This is a genomic window from Saccharopolyspora sp. ID03-671 (assembly GCF_045278815.1).
Taxonomy (GTDB): Bacteria; Actinomycetota; Actinomycetes; order Mycobacteriales; family Pseudonocardiaceae; genus Saccharopolyspora; species Saccharopolyspora ipomoeae.
The window spans coordinates 2,688,854-2,706,135 of the sequence record NZ_CP134054.1; the positions used below are offsets into that span (position 1 = coordinate 2,688,854).

Consider the following 17,282-nt stretch of genomic DNA (forward strand, 5'->3'; position numbering starts at 1 on the left):
CGCACCGCACGGTCTCCACGGTTGCCACACCGCCAATCCGGCGGCCACGACCGCGAGAACCACTGCGGCGGTCACGAACTTGTGGCGGCGCACCCACGATCGGGGTTGCAGCGGGCCGGGCGAGGTGGAGCGGCGGAGCAGCGGCATGACCGGTCCAATCCGGGGTTAGAAGAGCTGGTCGGCGCGACGCGCGGCCTCGTAGAGGGCCGCGACGTCCGGGCGGTGTGACAGCGGCGCGAGTTCGTAGAAGCTCTGCACGACGACGCTCTTGCACTCCCGGTCCGGACCGGCCAGCGGGTTCGCGAGCAGCCAGTACGCGGCGATCAGCCGGGCGAGCACGTTGCGGACCTGACCGCGGTCGGCCGGGCCGTCGCACAGGTCCTGCTCGACGAGGTCGGCGTAGACCTCGGCGTTGTCGCGGTGCAGCGGTTTGCCGTCCGGGGCGCTGGTGATCAGGATCAGCAGGTCGACCCACTTCTGGTGCGGGATCTGGTCGAAGCGTTCGTGCAGGGTGCCCACGACCTCGGCGAACCGTCCCAGCGCGAGCCGGCAGTACGAGGAGCGGGCGAGGTCGCGCCGGGTGTGCGGGTCGTCGAGCAAAGCCTGGAACTGCGTCTCGTACGAGCCCCCGTCCTGCTCGCCACGCGCGTTGAGGGCGAACAGCAGCGTCCGAGCGATCCACGGGTGCAGCAGGGATTGGTCCTCGGTCCCGCCGTCGCGGTCCGGGGCGATCACCCACAGCGCGCTGCGCAGCTCGGTGAGGATGCGCCCGGTCTGCGGTAACGAGACGAGGCTGGTCGACTCGGCCGGGACCAGCCACGGGGCGGTCGCGAACGGGGCGGCGTTGACGAACTCGGCGAGGTCGACGTCCTGGAGCTGTTCGGAGACGCGCAGGTCGGCCAGGCGCTGCTGCCACGCTTCGGGGGTCGACTCGGCGGGTTCGAGGATGTCGCGCCTGCCCTCCCGCAGCCGGGCGTTGGGCAGCATCTCGGCGACCGCCTCGACGGCCTTCGGCAGCCCGGCGGTGGCGCGCTGCGCCAGCTTCGCCTCGCTGAAGTAGGGACTGCGGTCGATCAGGCTCGCGGTCTCCTCGATCTCCAGCGGCTCCAGCAGGACCGGGTGCACGTGCGCCTGCGGCCTGTCCACCTCGGGATTGCTGCGCCAGTGGCCCGCGTCGCGGCAGCGCGGCACCACCAGGACCTCGTCGGACCTGGTGGCAGCGGACTTCCACGGTGCGTGCCAGTGCGATTCCCATTCGGGGTTCCACCGGCCGCTGGTGCCGATGAGCAGCAGCGGGTCGTGCTCGTTGTGCTGGCGCAGATGTCGTTCCCGGGCGGCGATGATGTCGTCGAGGAACCGGTACCCACCGGGGTTGTCGAGGTTGTCCAGCAGCACGACCCAGTTGTGCGCGTGGGTCTTTCCCGCCTCGTTCTCGCAGGCGCACGGGCTGCCCAGCTCCGGGCGCGCCATGACCGGGTGGCTCTCCCGCACATCGGCCAGGAACGCCGAGGTCAGCCAGGCCGTCATCGCCTCGGGTTCGTTGCGGGCGCGTCGGCTGAGCTGGATCAGCGCGTCCAGCGGCTCGGCGCCCTCGGCCTCCGGGATGTCGGCGTGCCAGCGCTTTGCGCTGCCCAGGGATCGGCGGCCGATCGTCCGGATCAGCCTGGGCAGCACCAGTTTCGCGGCCGTGACCAGCATCGGGTTGTCCAGCACGGGTTCTGCGGCGTCGGCCACCGAATCCACTTGGCCCGCGAGGTCGTTGGCTCGGGGGCTGTCGGCGAACTCGCGCAGGGCGCTGTTCATCGCGGCCCGGGCCTTGACCCGGTCGTAGGAGTCGAGGTTGGTGTGCACGGCGACCAGCCCGAGCGCGAAGCGGGTGAACTTCGCGCTGCGCCGGGCGGGCCAGCGCCGGGAGAGGTCGTCGGAGATCGTGGCCAGCGCTTCGACCGTGGTGGCGGGTTGCTCGCGGGCGAAGTCGAAGGGCTGCGCGTGCACCACGCCGTTCCCGCAGTCCTGCGAGATGGACTGCAGAGCACGGGTCTTGCCCGATCCGGTCGGCCCGAGCAGCACCACGACGGGCTGTGCGCTGGACGGCTCGTCGACGGCCCGGTTCCACAGGAGCCGTCGAGCGAGCATGGCGCTGTCGGTCAACCGCACGGGCTCCGTCATCCGCGTCCCCCTCGCCTCGGACACCGATGCCCGATTTGGCCGTCGATTCTACGGCTCGCGGAGATCGCGCGGGGTCGGTTCGACCGGAAAGCGCTGGGCCGAACGGGTCAACGGTGCTCGGGGAACTCGACGACCTGCTGGTACGTGGGGCGGTTCTGCCAGGTGGTCGGGTCCTGCTGGATGCCGCCGACCTCGTTGTGCACGATCGCGTCGGCGCACCACTGGTCGCCGGGGTCGCAGTCGCCGTCGCCCGGGTAGGTCTCCTCGGACGGCACCTCGGCGGCCTGGGCGAGGGTGTCCAGCAGCATCTGGCGGCACGCGGCCGGATCGCCGCCGCCGCACAGCGGGGCGCCGAAGCCGCCGGGGACGTTCTCGCCGAGCACGGCGCGGAGGTCCTTGGACACCGGGCCGTACCACCCGAACTGGAACGACGAGCCCTGATGTCCCTGGCCGACGTGCAGGCCGGGTTCACCGTTCTGCCAGCCGGATGGCGACTCGTTGATCTGCATCATCGAGGTCATCGCCCGGTAGGCCGGGGCGCCGACGGCGGGTTCGAACTGGCCGCGGACCAGCAGCGGCCACCACGCGTCGAGCAGCTCGATGGCCTCGGCGTGGGCGTAGCGCTTGCTCCCCGGTTCGGTCTCGACGCGCTTGCCGCCGTCGTCCAGCCACGCGCGCAGCTCGTCGACCAGCGGTTTCGTGCGCTCGTCGGGTTCGCCGACGACGCGCAGCAGGTCGGGCAGGACGCGTTCGGCGCGCAGGTCGGTGACGCCGGCGTCGGCCATCGCCCGCACCAGCTCGGCGCGGCTGAAGTCGTCGCCGGACTCGATCTGCTCGCGGACCCGGCGGTCGAGCAGGTCACCCCGCTGCACCGCGTTCTTCTCCGCGCGGTCGCCCGCGGTTCCCGGAGCCTGCTTGTTGTTCCAGCTGATGTAGTAGTCCTGGTTGAGGGAGTTCGGGTGCTGGTCGAAGGTCTGGTAGGTCGCGGTGTTCGTCTCCGGGTCCCAGCCGGGCCAGTCGTGGGCGGGATCGGAGACGATCGGCATGCTCGGGTCGACGTCGGGTCGGCGCACCACGTTCGCGCCGGAGTTGAAGTACGCGGTGTCGCGGGAATCGGCGTAGAACCAGTTGAACGTGTAGTTGATGTCGTGCGCGGCGTGCTGGAAGTCCCGCGCCGAACGCACCGCCGACGGGTCGTTGAACTGCTGGAACCCGATGATCGAGTCGACCTCGTGCAGGAATGTGGAGCGCGCCGTGGTGTAGGCGACGGGCTTTCCGTCCACTGTGGCCCGATGGGTCACCGGCCCGTAGCGGGTCCGGAACGACACCAGCCGGTAGGAGCCCTCCGGGGTGTCGTCGCCGAGGTTGGGCTCCCAGGAGTTGCGGCGCTCGATGGTCTGCATCGGCAGGCACTCGCCGCGGAAGAGGTAGGAGTTCGACTCCGTCGTGACCGGGCCGCCGTAGGGCGAGCACAGCTCGACCGCGTAGGTGTCGATCATGTCCTGGGAGGCCGTCGTGGCGCTCCACGAGTAGTCCTGGCCTCGGCCGAGCAGCGTGTAGAAGCTCAGGCCCGCGAACGAGGCGCCCTTCGAGGAGATCCCGGGCCCCTGCAGCTCCTGCAGGGTCAGCAGCTGCGGCGAGAAGTAGCCGGTCTGCGGGCCGAACACGGCCACCGGGTTGCCGCTCTCGGTGTGCTCGCCGGAGACGACCAGCGCGTTGGACATGCCGCGCCGCTCGGCCATGTCGGCGGGCAGGACGCCGTCGTCGAACATGCCGCGCAGCGGGTCCTGCGGGTCGACGACCCGGCGCGACGGCGGTTCGTCGGGCTCGGCGGCCGAGCCGGTCGGGTCGAAGACGAGCTGCTGCTCGCGCACCGATCCCGGGTCCGGCATGGCGACGCCGGTCGGGTTGGCCGGGGCGTTGCCGTAGGGGAACGACCGTCCGTCGTGGATGGTGCTGATGGCTTCCGGGTCGTTCTCGGCGCGGAAGGCGGCCCAGATCTGCTCGCCGCGCTCGGGCCCGAAGCGCTCGTGCAGCGACATGCGGGCGACGGCGTTCTGCACCTCTCCCCCGCCGCCACCGCCGAACTGGGCGCCGACCAGCGAGGCGAGCACGACCAGGTCGGTGAGCTCGAACGGCGCGATGGTGCCCCGGTTGGTGACGGGGTCGACGTGGCCGGTGGCGACGTACTCGCCGGGGAAGTAGCGGCCGCGGTGGGCCTGCTGGACGTAGGCGTTGATGCCGTCGACGTAGGACTGCGCGTCCTGCAACGCGATTCGGCCGCGTTCGCCCTGAGCGGCGACCCGGTCGATCTGGTCCTGCAGCTCCTGCTCGGTGTAGGGCGCGACGGAGAAGAAGCTCTGCTCCAGCTCCCGGTTGGCGGGCGCACCACCCGCGAACGGGGTGACCTCGCCGCGTCCGGCGTGGCGCAGCGCGTCCATCAGGAACAGCTTGTCCTCGGCGGTGGTGAACCCGGCTCCGAAGGTGGTACCGGAGCGGGTCTCGCCGTAGACGTGCGGGACGCCGGCGGTCTTGTCGCGGACGACGGTGACGTCGGCGCGCGGCTGGTAGGTGCGCTCGACGTCCTCGGGCTTCACGCCGAAGGAGTGGTCGTTGAAGAACTCCCGGATGGTGCCGGTGGTGAGCTCCTCGTAGCCACCGGCCAGGGAACCGTACTTGCCGAGCTGGTCGTCGGAGTGCTTCGGGCGGGTGCCCAGCAGCATGTGCGAGACCAGCTCGGCGAAGGTGGCGTTGCCGTTCTGACCTGGCGGGAGGATGTCGTGGCACTGGTCGCGGCAGTGGTCCTCCGGCGGCGCGACGTCCTGGGCACCGGCCCCGGGAGCGATGAGCAGGGACCCCGCGATGGCCGCCACGAGGACGGTGACCAGTGAACGTCGCGCCATGCCAAGCCCTTTCCGATGCGGATCACTCCGGCATCGGCACGCTAGCTACCCCGACGTTGAATAGAAAGATTTTCACGTTGTGTTTGATCCGAACGGCGCAGCCTCAGGCGGACCGCACGTCGTTGCGCTGCCGGCCCAGGCCGTCGATCTCCATCTCCACCACGTCGCCCGCCGCCAGGAACGGGAACCTGCCCGAGATCGCCACTCCTTCCGGGGTTCCGGTGATGACCAGATCTCCCGGCTCCAGCGTCAGGTACTGCGAGAGGTGGCGGACGATCTCGCCGACGCCGAAGATCATGTCGGCCGTGCTGGAGTCCTGCCTCGGCTCGCCGTTGACCCAGCTGCGCAGCCGCAACGCCTGCGGGTCGCCGACCTCGTCGGCGGGCACGAACCACGGGCCGACCGGGTTGAACGTCGGCGCGCACTTGCCCTTCGACCACTGGCCGCCGGACTGCTCCTTCTGGAACGCGCGCTCCGAGACGTCGTCGGCCAGCACGTAGCCGGCCACGTGCGACAGGGCCTGCTCGGCGCTGTCGAGGTAGCTCGCGCGGCGCCCGATGACCACGCCGAGCTCGACCTCCCAGTCGACCCGCTCGGCTCCGCGCGGTATCGCGACCTCGTCGTAGGGCCCGACCACGGTGTTCGGGTGCTTGAAGAACAGGATCGGGACTTCCGGTGGCGCGGAACCGGATTCGGCCGCGTGGGCGGCGTAGTTCTGGCCGATGCACAGCACCGCCATCGGCCGCGCGATCGGCGCGCCCACCCGCAACCCGGTGCCGTCGGCCGGGTCGTCGACGGCGGGCAGCTCGCCCGCCGCCAGCGCCGCGCGGGCGCGCGCGACGCCGTCACCGGACAGGAACGCGCCGTCGATGTCGCCGGTCACCGGGCTCAGGTCGAACAGCCGCCCCCGGTCGTCGAGCACGTGCGGGCGCTCCTCGGACAACGACCCCAGCCTCAGAAACCTCATCACACCGACTCCGCTTCACCTGTTCGAAGACCGTTCAAGCAAGCGAAATCCGATCAGCGCGGACGACCGGCGTCAAGAGCTCCGCAGTTTGCGGGAGACCACGTCGAGCGCGGCGGTGAGCGCGCGCAGCTGGTCGCGGTCGAGGACGTCGATGAGGTGCTCGCGGACGATCTCGACGTGCCCGGGCGCGGTGGCCTCCAGCTTGCGGCGGCCGTCCTCGGTCAGGCAGGCGATCACGCCGCGGTCGTCGGTGTCGCAGGTGCGGCGGCTCACCAGGCCAGCCTTCTCCAGTTGCGTGACCTGGTAGGTCAGGCCGCTCTTGGAGGTCACGACGAGCTCGGCCAGCTCGGACATGCGGACTTCGCCGCCCGGCGCGGCGGAGAGCCGGACGAGGATCTCGTACTGCGGGTGCGAGAGTCCGGCTTGTTCGCGGAGCTGGTGCTCCACGCGGCGGTTCACGAGGTTGCCCGCCTCGACGAAGGCGTTCCAGGCGGCCATCTCATCGGCGTCGAGCCAACGCGGTTCGGTCACCCCGCCATCTTATCTTGTTCAAATTTGAACGACGAGCTAGAGTTGGTTCGAATTCGAACTAGGAGGTGTCGGATGTCCTCCCGCATGCCCGCCCTGTACCTCAGCCACGGCGCCCCGCCGCTGGCCGACGACGAGCTCTGGCCCGGCGAACTCGCCGCCTGGTCGGCCGACCTGCCCCGGCCGTCCGCGATCCTGATCATCTCCGCGCACTGGGAGGAAGCACCGCTGGCCATCGGCGCGACCAGCACCGTTCCGCTGGTCTACGACTTCTGGGGCTTCCCGGACCGCTACTACGAGGTCCGCTACGCCGCGCCGGGCGCTCCGGCCCTGGCCGAGCGGGTTCGGGCGCTGCTCGGCGGCGCGGAGACCCCGGTGGTCGACGTGCCGGACCGCGGCCTCGACCACGGCGCCTACGTGCCGCTGAAGGAGATGTACCCCGACGCCGACATCCCGGTGCTGCAGATCTCGATGCCGACGCTGGAACCCACCGCCCTGATGCGCCTCGGCCGGTCGTTGCAACCGCTGCGCGACGAGGGCGTGCTGATCGTCGGCAGCGGCTTCTTCACCCACAACCTGGCCGCGCTGCGCTCGCCGTCGACGCCGAACTGGTCGGTGGAGTTCGACGACTGGGGCGGCCGCGCGCTGTCGTCCGGCGACGTCGACGCCCTGCTGGACTTCGAGCGCAAGGCCCCCGCCGGGCGCTTGGCGCACCCGCGCACCGAGCACTTCGCCCCGCTGTTCGTCACCCTCGGCGCCGCGGGCGACGACCTCGACACCCAGTCCGTCCCCATCGAGGGCTTCTGGTGGGGCCTAGCCAAGCGCTCCATCCAATTCGGCTGATTTCCCTCGTCCCGCTGCTCCGCCCCCTCACCAGGGGACAGTTTCAGTGAGAACTGTCCGGGCAAAACGGACATTGATCATGGGTGATTCGAGGAAAAACTGTCCCCTGCCGAGCACCATCACCCCCGGAAGCCACAGCTCGGCGCTCGCGGTCAGCAACTCGCGGGCAGCGATTCGCCGCGAGCGATTCGCGGTTGGCGATTCGTGGTTGGCACTGCGTGGTTGGGGTTTCGGTGTTTCGTGGTCAGTGGCGGAGTTGGTGGTGGATCGAGGTTGCTGCTTCGGCGAGGGGGGCTCGGGTTTCCTCGGTCCAGTTGGGGCCGCAGCGGGGGGTGGGGGCTGAGACCGACATGCCGGCGACGACCTCGCCCGCGTGGTCGCGGATCGGGACGGCGAGGCAGCGGCAACCGATGATGTACTCCTCGTCGTCGGTGGCGTAGCCGTCGCGGCGGACCTGGTCGAGCTGGGCGAGGAGTTCGCCGAGGTCGGTGATGGTGTTGTCGGTGAAGCGTTCGAGCTCGACGTCGGCGTAGCGGGCGGTGACCTCGTCGTCGTCCAGGCCCGCCAGCAGGGCTTTGCCGAGCGCGACCGAGTGGGCGGGCAACCGCATGCCGACGGCGGAGACGAGCTTCATCGGCTGCGGGGATTCGGCGATGGCGATGTAGACGTTCTCGATGCCGTCGAGCCGGGACAGCTGCACGGTCTCACCGGTCTGCTGCGCGAGTCGTTCCATCAGCGGCAGCGCGAGCCCGACGATGTCGCGGTGCCCGGTGTAGCCCTGCCCGACGGTCCACGCCTTGAGCCCGAGCCCGTAGGTGCGGGTCGTGGGGTCGAACTCGGCGAAGCCGCGGTGCACGAGGGTGCCGAGCAGGCCGTGCACGCTGGAGAGCGGGAGCCGCAGCGTCTCGGCGATGTCGCTGAGCCGGTGCCTGCCCCGGGAGAGCAGTTCCAGAATGATCAGCGCCCGATCCGCCGATTTCACCAGGTTGTGCCCGTTAGAGCCGGCCGCGCTCTCCGCCGTCACCCCTCGAATCCTCCTGCTCCTCGTCGTCCCGCCGCATCCGGAGCGGAACCTACCGAACAGTACAGCGGGCGCGCGGTGACCGCGCGGCTCCACCTGCGAGGGGGGGTTCGGGCGCGCGAAAGGCCGTGGACTACGAGCGTCCACGGCCTTCGCCTTCCCCGAGGAGCGGGCCCGGCCGGGGCCAGCGGGATGACAACCCCGGCCGGGCCGCTCGTCAGGAGTTGATCTGCTCGGTGATCACGTCGTTGTAGGCGCCGACGCGGGCGTAGATGCCCGGGAAGCCGGGCTGCGCGCAACCCTGACCCCAGGACACGACGCCGATGAGGCGGCCGTCGGCGACCATCGGGCCGCCCGAGTCGCCCTGGCAGCTGTCGATGCCGCCTTCCGGCACGCTGGCGCAGACCATCGACTCGTTGCTGTACTCCGGGTACGCCTTGGAGCAGGTCTCGTCGGCGTTGACCGGCAGCTGAGCCATCTGCAGGTGGTCGGACTGCTGACCGCCCTCGGAGGTGTTGCCCCAGCCCAGGATGGTGGCCTGGGTGTCGGGGGCGTAGGCCGGGTCGTCGGCGGTGGCGAGCTCGATGGGCGCTTCCTGCACCGGGGCGGCGAGGGTCAGCACCGAGACGTCGAAGCCCTTGGTGGCGTCGGTGTACTCGGGGTGCACCCAGATGTTGGTCACGTCCGAGACCGTGCCCTCGGTGGAGCTCATGGTGGTGCGACCGCTGACGACCTTCATGTCGGCGGCCTGCTGCCCGTCGGTGCAGTGGGCGGCGGTGAGGATCTTGGTCGGCGCGACGATCGAACCGCCGCAGAACTGCTGGCCGTCCGGCGTGGTCAGCGCGACGGTGAACGGGTGGTCGGCGATCTCGGCGTCCTGGCCGCCGACGATGTACGGGTTGACGTCGGCCGGGGCCGCCTGCGCGACGGAGGCCGAGGTCAGCGCGGCAACGGCGATCGCAGCGACACCGGCGAACCGGGCGAGGCGACGTGGGGCATCGACCATCGTGAATCTCCTTGTCCGAAGGTCATGCCACGAGAACTCCAGCCGAAGGCCTGCCTTCCCCCAACCGGCTCCCCGCAGCAATCTTGATCGAACACTAACCAACCAAAGAACAACCGCGAAAGAGAAGCTTTTTACCGCTTTTCCCCATTAACCCGCAGGTCACAGCCTCAAGGAGAACGAAGAAATCAACAACACGGCGACAATTGCTCACCAAGAAATAGCAACAAGACAACGTCAGGCAAGCACCGGAGGTGCTTTCTCACCACCCCACCCAAGGCACTGGCACCGCCGGGGGTTCTGAGCGGCTTCGTGGCGAGCACGCCTCGACGCCGTGTATTGGACATACATAAGTCGGGGCGCGCGGAGTCCACGGAGCCGCTCAGGTTCCCCTACCCGCACCGCTAAGCAACAAGACCATCGTCAGCAGACCCGAAGGACCACGGCAAAAAGGAACCCTCGGCGCACCCCGATTGCGCCGAGGGCACCTTCGTTTCGGCCGGACCCCTCCGACCGGTTGCGCCGTCGATCCCCGAACCGATGGCGCTGACGCGTTCCCGGCCCCGACAACCGCGTGGAACGCGTCTCCTATGGTGTACCGATCTTGGGTGGAATATTCCAGAGCCAATCGGCGGACCTCACTCGATTGATCGTTAAACCTGTTGGCCCAATCCACCCGGATGGCCTAGTGACAAACCGCTGTGTCGTGCGTCACCGGGGCACGAGTCCGGCGTCGTAGGCGAGCAGCCCGGCCTGCAACCGGTTTTCGCAGTCGAGCTTGACGAGCATCCGCGAGACGTAGGACTTCACGGTCGCTTCCGACAGGTGCAGCCGGGAGGCGATCTGCGCGTTGGACATGCCGCGGCCGAGGCAGGTGAGCACGTCGATCTCGCGCTCGGTGAGGTCGCGGGTGATCCGCAGGGCGCGGTCGCGCGCGGTCTGCTCGCCTCCGGTGGCGGCGAGCAGCCGGCGCTTGGCCTCCTCGGAGAGCACGGTGTGCCCGTCGGCGGCGACGCGCACGAGACCGATGAGGTCGTGCGGGGGCGTGGATTTCACGAGGAACCCGACGGCTCCGGCGCGCAGGGCGCGCAGCACGTACTTGTCGGCGTCGAAGGTCGTCAGGGCGACGACGGACGGGTGCTCGGGCATCCCGCAGATCCGCTCGGTGGCGGTGAGCCCGTCGACGCCGGGCATCCGCAGGTCCATGAGCACGACGTCGGGCCGGTGCCGCACAACGGCTTCGACGGCGGCGGCGCCGTCCTGGGCGTCGTCGACGACTTCGATGTCGGGCGCGGAGCCGAGGATGGTGCGCAGGTGCGCGCAGACCATCGGCTCGTCGTCGACGACGAGCACGCGGATCGTCTCACGCATCGGCGCTCTCCTCGGTGGGCACGTATCCGGGCAGTACCGCCTCGACCTCGAAGCCGCCCGCGCCCTCGGGCCCGCCGTCGACGGGCCCGGAGCGGAACGTGCCGCCGACGAGCTCGACCCGCTGCTGGAGCCCGAGCAGCCCGACTCCCCCGCCGCTGTCGGCGTGTTCGCGGGGTCCGTCGGTGGCGGTGTTGCGGACGAGCACCCGCACCCGGTCGTCGCCGTAGCGGACGCGGACGTCGACGTGGGCGCCGGGAGCGTGCTTGTGCGCGTTGGTCAGCCCTTCCTGCACCACGCGGTAGGCGGTGCGGGCGACCGCGGCGGTCACCGGGCCCGCTGCTCCGTCCACGGTGTACTCGACGGACATCCCGACGGCCTGGGACTCGGCGACGAGCTCGTCGAGATCGGGCGGGGATTCGGGCGTTTCGGCGCGGTCCTCCTGCGGGTCGGTCTCGCTGCGGCGGAGCACGCCGACCAGGTCGCGCAGCTCGGCCAGGGCCTGGCTGCCGCTGGCGCGCAGCTCGTCGGCGGCCCGGCGCACGGCCGGGTCCTCACCGGCGACGGCCAGCGCGCCGGCTTGGAGCACCATCAGGTTGATCCGGTGGGTGACGACGTCGTGCATCTCGACTGCCAGCCGCGCCCGCTCGTCGGCGCGGGCCTGCGCGGCGCGCAGCTCCTGCTCTCGCTCGGCGCGTTCGGCGCGGTCGCGCAGCCCGAGCGCGGAGAGGCCGAGCAGGATCGGCACGATCGACCACAGCGCGCCGCCCAGCACCGTGTCGGCGTCGGGGAAGGTCCACGGGCGCAGGCACACCGCCGTCACGACCCCGATCAGCACCCACATCAGGCCCCGGGAGCGGCGCTGGTAGACGACGGCGGCGTAGAGGATGAGCGGCGTCAGTCCCGGCGCCCACGGGTCCGAGGGCAGGTTCACCTGCATGAACGGGCCCGGACCGAACTGGATGAGCAGCGCTTGGGCCACCGAGACCGCGGCGGCGGGCCACAGCAGCCACATCGGGTAGCGGCGGCGCACCAGCAGTCCGATGCCGAAGGCCGTGTTGAGGACGTCGGCGAGCCAGAGCCCGCCGATCCAGTCGTAGCTCTCGGGAGAGGACACCTCCGGGTAGAGCCTGCCGAGCGTCCAGACGAACACGTGCAGCCCGACGACGAGCGCGATGTCGAAGACCGCTTCGCGCCGATCGTTCCACAGCAGCCGCCACCACGGGTGTTCCACAGCTCCCACGGTAGGCGCCGGTGCGCGGCGCACCCGGCGAGAACCGCCGAGCAGCCCGCAGGAGTAGACGAAGGTTGCACCGGCCCGCAACTTCCGGCGCGCGAGCGCTCGACGAAAAGCGGTGGTGAGCCGCTCGGCGACCGCGCTTCACTGGTGGCGCACCGCGATTCCTGGGGGAACCGATGATCATCGATCAGACCGAGCGGTCGAGCGCGAGCGCGGGACGACCTCCGCACCCGTGGGCGATGTGGCCGACGCTGGCCATCGCCGGCGCCCTGACCGTCGCGCACGCTGTCATGGGGGCGTTCGGCGACTACTGGATCGACGAGGTCTACATGCTCGCGGCCGGGCGCTTCCACCCGGACTGGGGTTACGCCGACCAGCCGCCGCTGGTGCCGATGATCGGCGCCGCGATGGACTTCCTGGCACCGGATTCGATGTTCGTGCTGCGGCTCCCGGTCGCGCTGGCCACCGGGGCGACGGTCGTGCTGATAGCCCTGCTGGCCCGCGAGTTCGGCGCCGACCGGAGGGCGCAGACGATCGCCGCGTTCGCGGGTGCCACGGGTCTGTGGGCGAACCTGGTGGGGCACTGGCTGGCGCCCTACAGCTTCGAGCCGCTGCTGTGGACGGCGTTGTTCCTGCCGCTGGTGCGCTGGCTGCGGCAGCACTCGCAGGGCGTGGCCGACGACCGGCTGCTGCTGGTGTTCGGGCTGCTGCTGGGCATCAACCTGCAGGCCAAGTTCCAGGTCGCGATCCTGTGCGCGGCGCTGCTGCTGAGCACCCTGGTGGTCGGTCCTCGGGCGCTGCCGGCCCGGCCGAAGCTGTGGGCGGGCGCCGGGATCGCGCTGCTCATCGCCTCGCCCGCGCTGATCTGGCAGGCGCTGCACGGCTGGCCGCAGCTGGAGATGTCGCGGGTGGTGGCCGCCGAGTCGCCGGTGCTGTCGGGTGGTCGCGGCGGCACGGCGGTGATGCTGCTGCTCTACGCCGGTGTCCTCGGCACGGCGCTGGTGCTGATGGGGCTGTGGCTGCTGCTGGCGGAGGAGCGGCTGCGGCCGTACCGAATGTTCGCGCCGGCCATGATCGTGCTGTGGATCTTCTTCGTCGTCACCGCCGCGCGGCCCTACTACCTGATCGGGATGTACGGGCTGCCGATCGCGGCGGCGGTCGTCGGCTTGCAGCGCAGGCGCGAGGCCAAGCCGTCCCGCTGGGGGTGGGCGGCTTGGCCGGTCTACGCGGTCACCGCGCTGGCGGCCGGAGCCATGATCTTCACCGCCGACGCGATCAACCGCGGGTTCTCCTCGGCGATCACCCACGTGCAGGCCGAGCGGATCAGCGACGGCATCGCGCGGCAGGTCTCCGACGTCTACCGGGCGCTGCCACCCGAGCAGCGCTCGCGCACCGCCGTCATCGGCGACAGCTACATCTCCGCCTCGATGCTCGACATCGGCGGCAGGCACCACCCGCTGCCCGAGGTGTTCAGCCCGCACCGCGGCTACGGGTTCTTCGGCCACCCCGACGACGGGATCGACACGATCGTGCTGTTCGCGCGCAGCGCGGACGAGATCCGGCCGTTCTTCACCGACGCCCGGCTCGCCGTCCCCGGCGGCGACCTGAAGGTGTGGGTGCTCAGCGGCCGCACCGAGCCGTGGGCGCAGATCTGGCCCGCCGTCAGGTCGATGCGATGAGCCGAAACCCGAGCGGCGGACCCGCGATGTCGACACAATCGGCTGCACGTCCACGAAAGGGGCCCGAGATGGCCGAGGAACTGCGGTTGCGCCCACCGCACCACCGCGTGGAGAAGCGGGCGATCGGCTGGTGGACGGCGCAGGCCCTGGCCACCGTGCTGCCGCCGGTGATCGTGCTGGTGGTGCTGGGCGTCCTGATCGCACCGGCCCGCTTCTGGCTGCTGCTGCCCGCGGTGCTCATCGCGGTGCTGGGCGCGGTCTACGTCGTGGTGATGCCGCAGTGGCGGTACCGGGTGCACCGCTGGGAGATCACCGACGACGCCGTCTACACCGCGGCGGGCTGGCTGCGGCAGGAGTGGCGGATCGCGCCGATGTCGCGGATCCAGACCGTCGACACCGTGCGCGGACCGCTGCAGCAGCTGTTCGACCTCTCCAGCGTCACCGTCACCACCGCCTCGGCGGCCGGGCCGCTGACCATCGACGGCATGGACCGGGAGCGGGCGACGGCGGTCGTCGAGCAGCTCACCGCGACCACCCAGGCCACCCCGGGAGATGCGACGTGAACGTCGTCGACGGGCAGTGGCACCGGCTGGACGTGAGGGCCATCCCCGCCTCGGCCGCGATCGTGGTCGCGCCGATGCTGCCGACGCTGCTGGTCATGGCCCTGGCCGGTGCCGGGACGACCGCGCTGCTCATCACGGTCCTGGTCGGCCTGGGCGCCGCGCTGCTCATCGTCGGCGGCGCGATCTACGAGCGGGTCTTCTTCCGGTACCGGATCACCGAGGAGCGCTTCGAGCAGCGGCAGGGCGGGGTGTTCCGCAACCACCGGTCGATCCCGCGCGAGCGGATCCGCACCGTCGACATCACCGCCGCGCCGCACGAGCGGCTGTTCGGCATCGCGACGGTGAAGGTGAGCACCGGGGCGCAAGCGGACGAGGCGACCATCAAGCTCCAGTCGATCTCCCGCGAAGACGCCGAGTCGCTGCGCCGCGGCATGACCCTCGGCGACGGCTCCACTGTGGACGACGCGCCGGACGAGGGAGTGCTGTCGCGGCTCGAACCGCGGTGGCTCGGCTACTCGGCGCTGACCACGTCGCTGATGCTGGTGGTGTGGGGCGCCATCGGGTCCGCCGTCGGCTCCTTCGACCAGCTGCTGCGCGCGTGGGGCGTGTTCGAGGCCCTCGGTGGCGTCGTGGTGACCCTGGGCATCGTGGCGTTCGTGCTGGTCGTGGCCGGGATCGCGCTGGTCGTCGGGGTCGTCGGGGCGTTCCTGCTGTCGCTGGAGATGTGGTGGGGCTACCAGCTCACCCGCGAACCCGGCACGCTGCGCGTGAAGCGCGGCCTGCTCACCACCCGCTCGCTGTCGCTGGAGGAGCGCCGGCTGCGCGGCGTCGAGCTCGGCGAGCCGCTGCCGCTGCGGCTGGCCGGCGGCGCCCGGCTGGGCGCGGTCGCGACCGGGCTCCAGGTCAGGTCGCAGGACAAGAAGCAGCCGGAGAGCAAGACCCTGCTGCCGCCCGCGCCCCGCGCCGAGGCCCGCCGCGTGGCGGCGGCCGTGCTGCGCGACCGGCCGTTCGACCTGGCCCTCGCCCCGCACCCGCGCGCCGCCCTGCGGCGGCGGATCGGCTGGGCGCTGTGGAGCGCGCTGGGCGTGGCGGTCGTGGTGGCGATCCCGGCGGTGCCCGGCTGGATCCCGACGTCCTTCGCCGTCGTCCTCGTGGTGCTCGCCCTGGCGGTCGGGCTCGGCTTCGCCGTCGACGCCCACCGCGGCCTCGGGCACGCGCTGGGCGAGCGATACCTGGTGGCGCGCAACGGAAGCGCGGCTCGGAGCACGGTCGCGCTGCAGCGCGAGAACATCATCGGCTGGCGGATCTCCCGCACGGTGTTCCAGCGCCGCGCCGACCTGATGACCGTGGGCGCGACGACCGCCGCCGGGTCGAGCCTCTACCGCGTCTACGACGTCCGCACCGGCGACGGCCTGGCGCTGGCCGATGAAGCCGTTCCCGGTCTCCTCACGCCTTTCCTGGAAGACGCTGCGGCAGAGTCTGTTTCGATTTCTGACGGGGAGCGCCCCCCGAATTAGCGCGCTCCCCCGTCGGATTCAGTCCTGGTCGAACCGGCCGTTCTTCACGCCGCCGACGAAGTCCTTCCACAGCTGCGAGGCGACCTCGATGCGCCCCGCCCCCCGGTTCTTGGTGTCCCGCACACCAACGTGGTCGGCTCCGAAGCCGACCTCGACGCACTGCCCCTGCCCCTGGGATCGGGAACTCGTGCGCCAGCCGGATATGTGCGCCATCTACAGCTCTCCTATGCGTTGTTGGATGAAATCGACCGAGCCCTCGGGATCTACCGCGTGCGCCCTCAGATGATCCATCATCGTGGCGTAGTTCGTCAGCTCGATCTCGCGCTCCAGGTACAGGCCACCCACATGGGTTTCCAGGTACACCACGTCGGGGTCGATGTGGTTGGAGTAGCGCAGGATCACGAACGGACCGGCCTGCGCCGGGTGGGCACCGGCGTCCAGCGGCATCACCTGCAGCGTCACGTTCGGCAGCTGCCCCAGCTTGAGCATGTGCTCCAGCTGCCTGCGCAGCACGCCGTCACCGCCGACGCGACGCCGCAGCGCGGCCTCGCCGACCACCGCCCACAGCTCCAGCGGGTTGTCCCCGGTGACCCGCTCCTGCCGCTGGATGCGCAGGTCCACGCGTCGCCCGATCTCCGCGTCGTGCGCGCGGATGAGCGTGGACTTGGTGATGGCGTAGGCGTATTCACGCGTCTGCAGCAGCCCGGGGATCGCCTCGGACTCGTAGGTGTGAATGCTGGACGCCTCGGCTTCGAGACCCACGTAGGTCTCGTACCACTCGGGCAGCACGTCGCTGTAGGAGTGCCACCAGCCGCGCTTGCGGGCGTCGCGGGCGAGGTTGATCAGCTGGTCCCGCTCGGCGCTGTCCACCCCGTAGAAGTCCAGCAGCGCCGACACGTCACCGACCGAGGGTGATCTCTTCGCGGTCTCGAATCGACCGATCTTCGCCTGCGTGCAACCGAGATGACTGGCCGCCTGCTGCTGCGTGACCTCCGAACGGGCGCGCAACCTGCGCAGTTCGGCGGCCAGTCTGCGGCGACGCACCGTGGGACTGACTGTCATGCCCCCATCCTGCCCGGCCAACCACGACGAGTCACAACCCGATCACCCGTACGACATCTTCACGCGGCCGCTCCTTCCGGGGATCCTGGTGTGCGGCGGCCCGAGCGAGAGGGCCGGACCGCCGCGCGGTGGGGGTGACAGGTGTACTTGCTCATGATGGTGTCCGTGCTGGTGTGGGCCGCGTTCTTCGGTTTCGGCCTGCTGCTGTGGTGGCGAGCCGGCCACCTCGCACCCCGACGCCCCCGGGACTGACTCAGGGACTGCTCGTGCACGCGGCGGAGCCGCGTTCTCTTCCACCACCCGAGCAACTCGCACCGGCGCGGGTTCTGAGCGCCTTCGTGGCGAGTACGCCGTGACGCCGCGTATTCACATGCTCAAGGAGCGGCGCACGGAGACCACGAAGGCGCTCGGGTTCCGCC

Annotated in this window: 14 protein-coding genes; 4 read left to right on the forward strand and 10 right to left on the reverse strand. The window is 70.6% G+C overall.

All coding sequences use genetic code 11. The annotated features are described in order from the left end of the window. Positions 1-165 precede the first annotated feature (165 nt). From REH65_RS12045 to REH65_RS12060, 4 genes are all read right to left on the reverse strand, one after another. A complete protein-coding gene (locus REH65_RS12045) occupies positions 166-2,169 on the reverse strand; it encodes a hypothetical protein (protein WP_281456227.1) in 2,004 nt (667 codons plus the stop codon). Positions 2,170-2,276: 107 nt separating this feature from the next. Further along, complete coding sequence (locus REH65_RS12050) at positions 2,277-5,072, reverse strand: penicillin acylase family protein (protein ID WP_406692488.1); 2,796 nt, start codon at positions 5,070-5,072, stop codon at positions 2,277-2,279. A gap of 103 nt (positions 5,073-5,175) precedes the next feature. Continuing rightward, the gene (locus REH65_RS12055) at positions 5,176-6,039 is read right to left on the reverse strand and encodes a fumarylacetoacetate hydrolase family protein (RefSeq protein WP_406692489.1); all 864 of its coding nucleotides are present in this window, start codon (positions 6,037-6,039) and stop codon (positions 5,176-5,178) included. Positions 6,040-6,111: 72 nt separating this feature from the next. After that, positions 6,112-6,570, reverse strand: a complete 459-nt coding sequence (locus tag REH65_RS12060; protein WP_406692490.1) for a MarR family winged helix-turn-helix transcriptional regulator — start codon at positions 6,568-6,570, stop codon at positions 6,112-6,114. A 72-nt stretch (positions 6,571-6,642) separates the two neighbouring features. Here REH65_RS12060 and REH65_RS12065 point away from each other — a divergent pair, with 72 nt between their 5' ends. After that, a complete protein-coding gene (locus tag REH65_RS12065) occupies positions 6,643-7,410 on the forward strand; it encodes a dioxygenase (RefSeq protein ID WP_406692491.1) in 768 nt (255 codons plus the stop codon). 244 nt (positions 7,411-7,654) lie between these two features. On the opposite strand, the gene REH65_RS12070 is transcribed toward REH65_RS12065, so the two are convergent. The 4 genes from REH65_RS12070 to REH65_RS12085 all read right to left on the reverse strand — a co-directional run bounded on the left by REH65_RS12070 (position 7,655) and on the right by REH65_RS12085 (position 12,036). Further along, positions 7,655-8,434 (reverse strand): IclR family transcriptional regulator, encoded by a 780-nt coding sequence (locus tag REH65_RS12070; protein WP_281456232.1) that lies wholly within the window; start codon positions 8,432-8,434, stop codon positions 7,655-7,657. Positions 8,435-8,648: 214 nt separating this feature from the next. Further along, positions 8,649-9,437: a serine protease gene (locus REH65_RS12075; RefSeq protein WP_281456233.1), complete on the reverse strand. Its 789-nt coding sequence runs from the start codon at positions 9,435-9,437 to the stop codon at positions 8,649-8,651. Between the two features lie 708 nt (positions 9,438-10,145). Beyond that, positions 10,146-10,805 carry a response regulator transcription factor gene (locus tag REH65_RS12080; RefSeq protein ID WP_281456234.1) on the reverse strand — a complete coding sequence of 220 codons (660 nt, stop codon included), beginning with the start codon at positions 10,803-10,805 and terminating at the stop codon, positions 10,146-10,148. Then, positions 10,798-12,036, reverse strand: coding sequence for a sensor histidine kinase (locus REH65_RS12085; protein WP_406692492.1), 1,239 nt, complete (start codon positions 12,034-12,036; stop codon positions 10,798-10,800). The genes REH65_RS12080 and REH65_RS12085 overlap by 8 nt, the downstream gene beginning before the upstream one ends. Positions 12,037-12,218: 182 nt before the next feature. Here REH65_RS12085 and REH65_RS12090 point away from each other — a divergent pair, with 182 nt between their 5' ends. From REH65_RS12090 to REH65_RS12100, 3 genes are all read left to right on the forward strand, one after another. After that, complete coding sequence (locus REH65_RS12090) at positions 12,219-13,721, forward strand: ArnT family glycosyltransferase (RefSeq protein ID WP_406692493.1); 1,503 nt, start codon at positions 12,219-12,221, stop codon at positions 13,719-13,721. A gap of 68 nt (positions 13,722-13,789) precedes the next feature. Further along, positions 13,790-14,284 (forward strand): PH domain-containing protein, encoded by a 495-nt coding sequence (locus REH65_RS12095; protein ID WP_406692494.1) that lies wholly within the window; start codon positions 13,790-13,792, stop codon positions 14,282-14,284. Then, a complete protein-coding gene (locus REH65_RS12100; RefSeq protein WP_406692495.1) occupies positions 14,281-15,801 on the forward strand; it encodes a PH domain-containing protein in 1,521 nt (506 codons plus the stop codon). The genes REH65_RS12095 and REH65_RS12100 overlap by 4 nt, the downstream gene beginning before the upstream one ends. Positions 15,802-15,819: 18 nt before the next feature. Here the strand turns inward: REH65_RS12100 and REH65_RS12105 are convergent, their stop codons facing one another. Both REH65_RS12105 and REH65_RS12110 read right to left on the reverse strand, forming a co-directional pair. Beyond that, a complete protein-coding gene (locus REH65_RS12105) occupies positions 15,820-16,014 on the reverse strand; it encodes a DUF397 domain-containing protein (RefSeq protein WP_406692496.1) in 195 nt (64 codons plus the stop codon). After that, complete coding sequence (locus tag REH65_RS12110) at positions 16,015-16,863, reverse strand: helix-turn-helix transcriptional regulator (RefSeq protein ID WP_281456240.1); 849 nt, start codon at positions 16,861-16,863, stop codon at positions 16,015-16,017. Positions 16,864-17,282 lie beyond the last annotated feature (419 nt).

Bases quoted from the DNA above. Each gene is read 5' to 3' on its own strand.
- REH65_RS12065 (WP_406692491.1), top strand. From the start codon at position 6,643: ATGTCCTCCCGCATGCCCGCCCTGTACCTCAGCCACGGCGCCCCGCCG.
- REH65_RS12110 (WP_281456240.1), bottom strand. From the start codon at position 16,863: ATGACAGTCAGTCCCACGGTGCGTCGCCGCAGACTGGCCGCCGAACTG.
- REH65_RS12055 (WP_406692489.1), bottom strand. From the start codon at position 6,039: ATGAGGTTTCTGAGGCTGGGGTCGTTGTCCGAGGAGCGCCCGCACGTG.
- REH65_RS12095 (WP_406692494.1), top strand. From the start codon at position 13,790: ATGGCCGAGGAACTGCGGTTGCGCCCACCGCACCACCGCGTGGAGAAG.
- REH65_RS12105 (WP_406692496.1), bottom strand. From the start codon at position 16,014: ATGGCGCACATATCCGGCTGGCGCACGAGTTCCCGATCCCAGGGGCAG.
- REH65_RS12050 (WP_406692488.1), bottom strand. From the start codon at position 5,072: ATGGCGCGACGTTCACTGGTCACCGTCCTCGTGGCGGCCATCGCGGGG.
- REH65_RS12075 (WP_281456233.1), bottom strand. From the start codon at position 9,437: ATGGTCGATGCCCCACGTCGCCTCGCCCGGTTCGCCGGTGTCGCTGCG.
- REH65_RS12045 (WP_281456227.1), bottom strand. From the start codon at position 2,169: ATGACGGAGCCCGTGCGGTTGACCGACAGCGCCATGCTCGCTCGACGG.
- REH65_RS12090 (WP_406692493.1), top strand. From the start codon at position 12,219: ATGATCATCGATCAGACCGAGCGGTCGAGCGCGAGCGCGGGACGACCT.
- REH65_RS12080 (WP_281456234.1), bottom strand. From the start codon at position 10,805: ATGCGTGAGACGATCCGCGTGCTCGTCGTCGACGACGAGCCGATGGTC.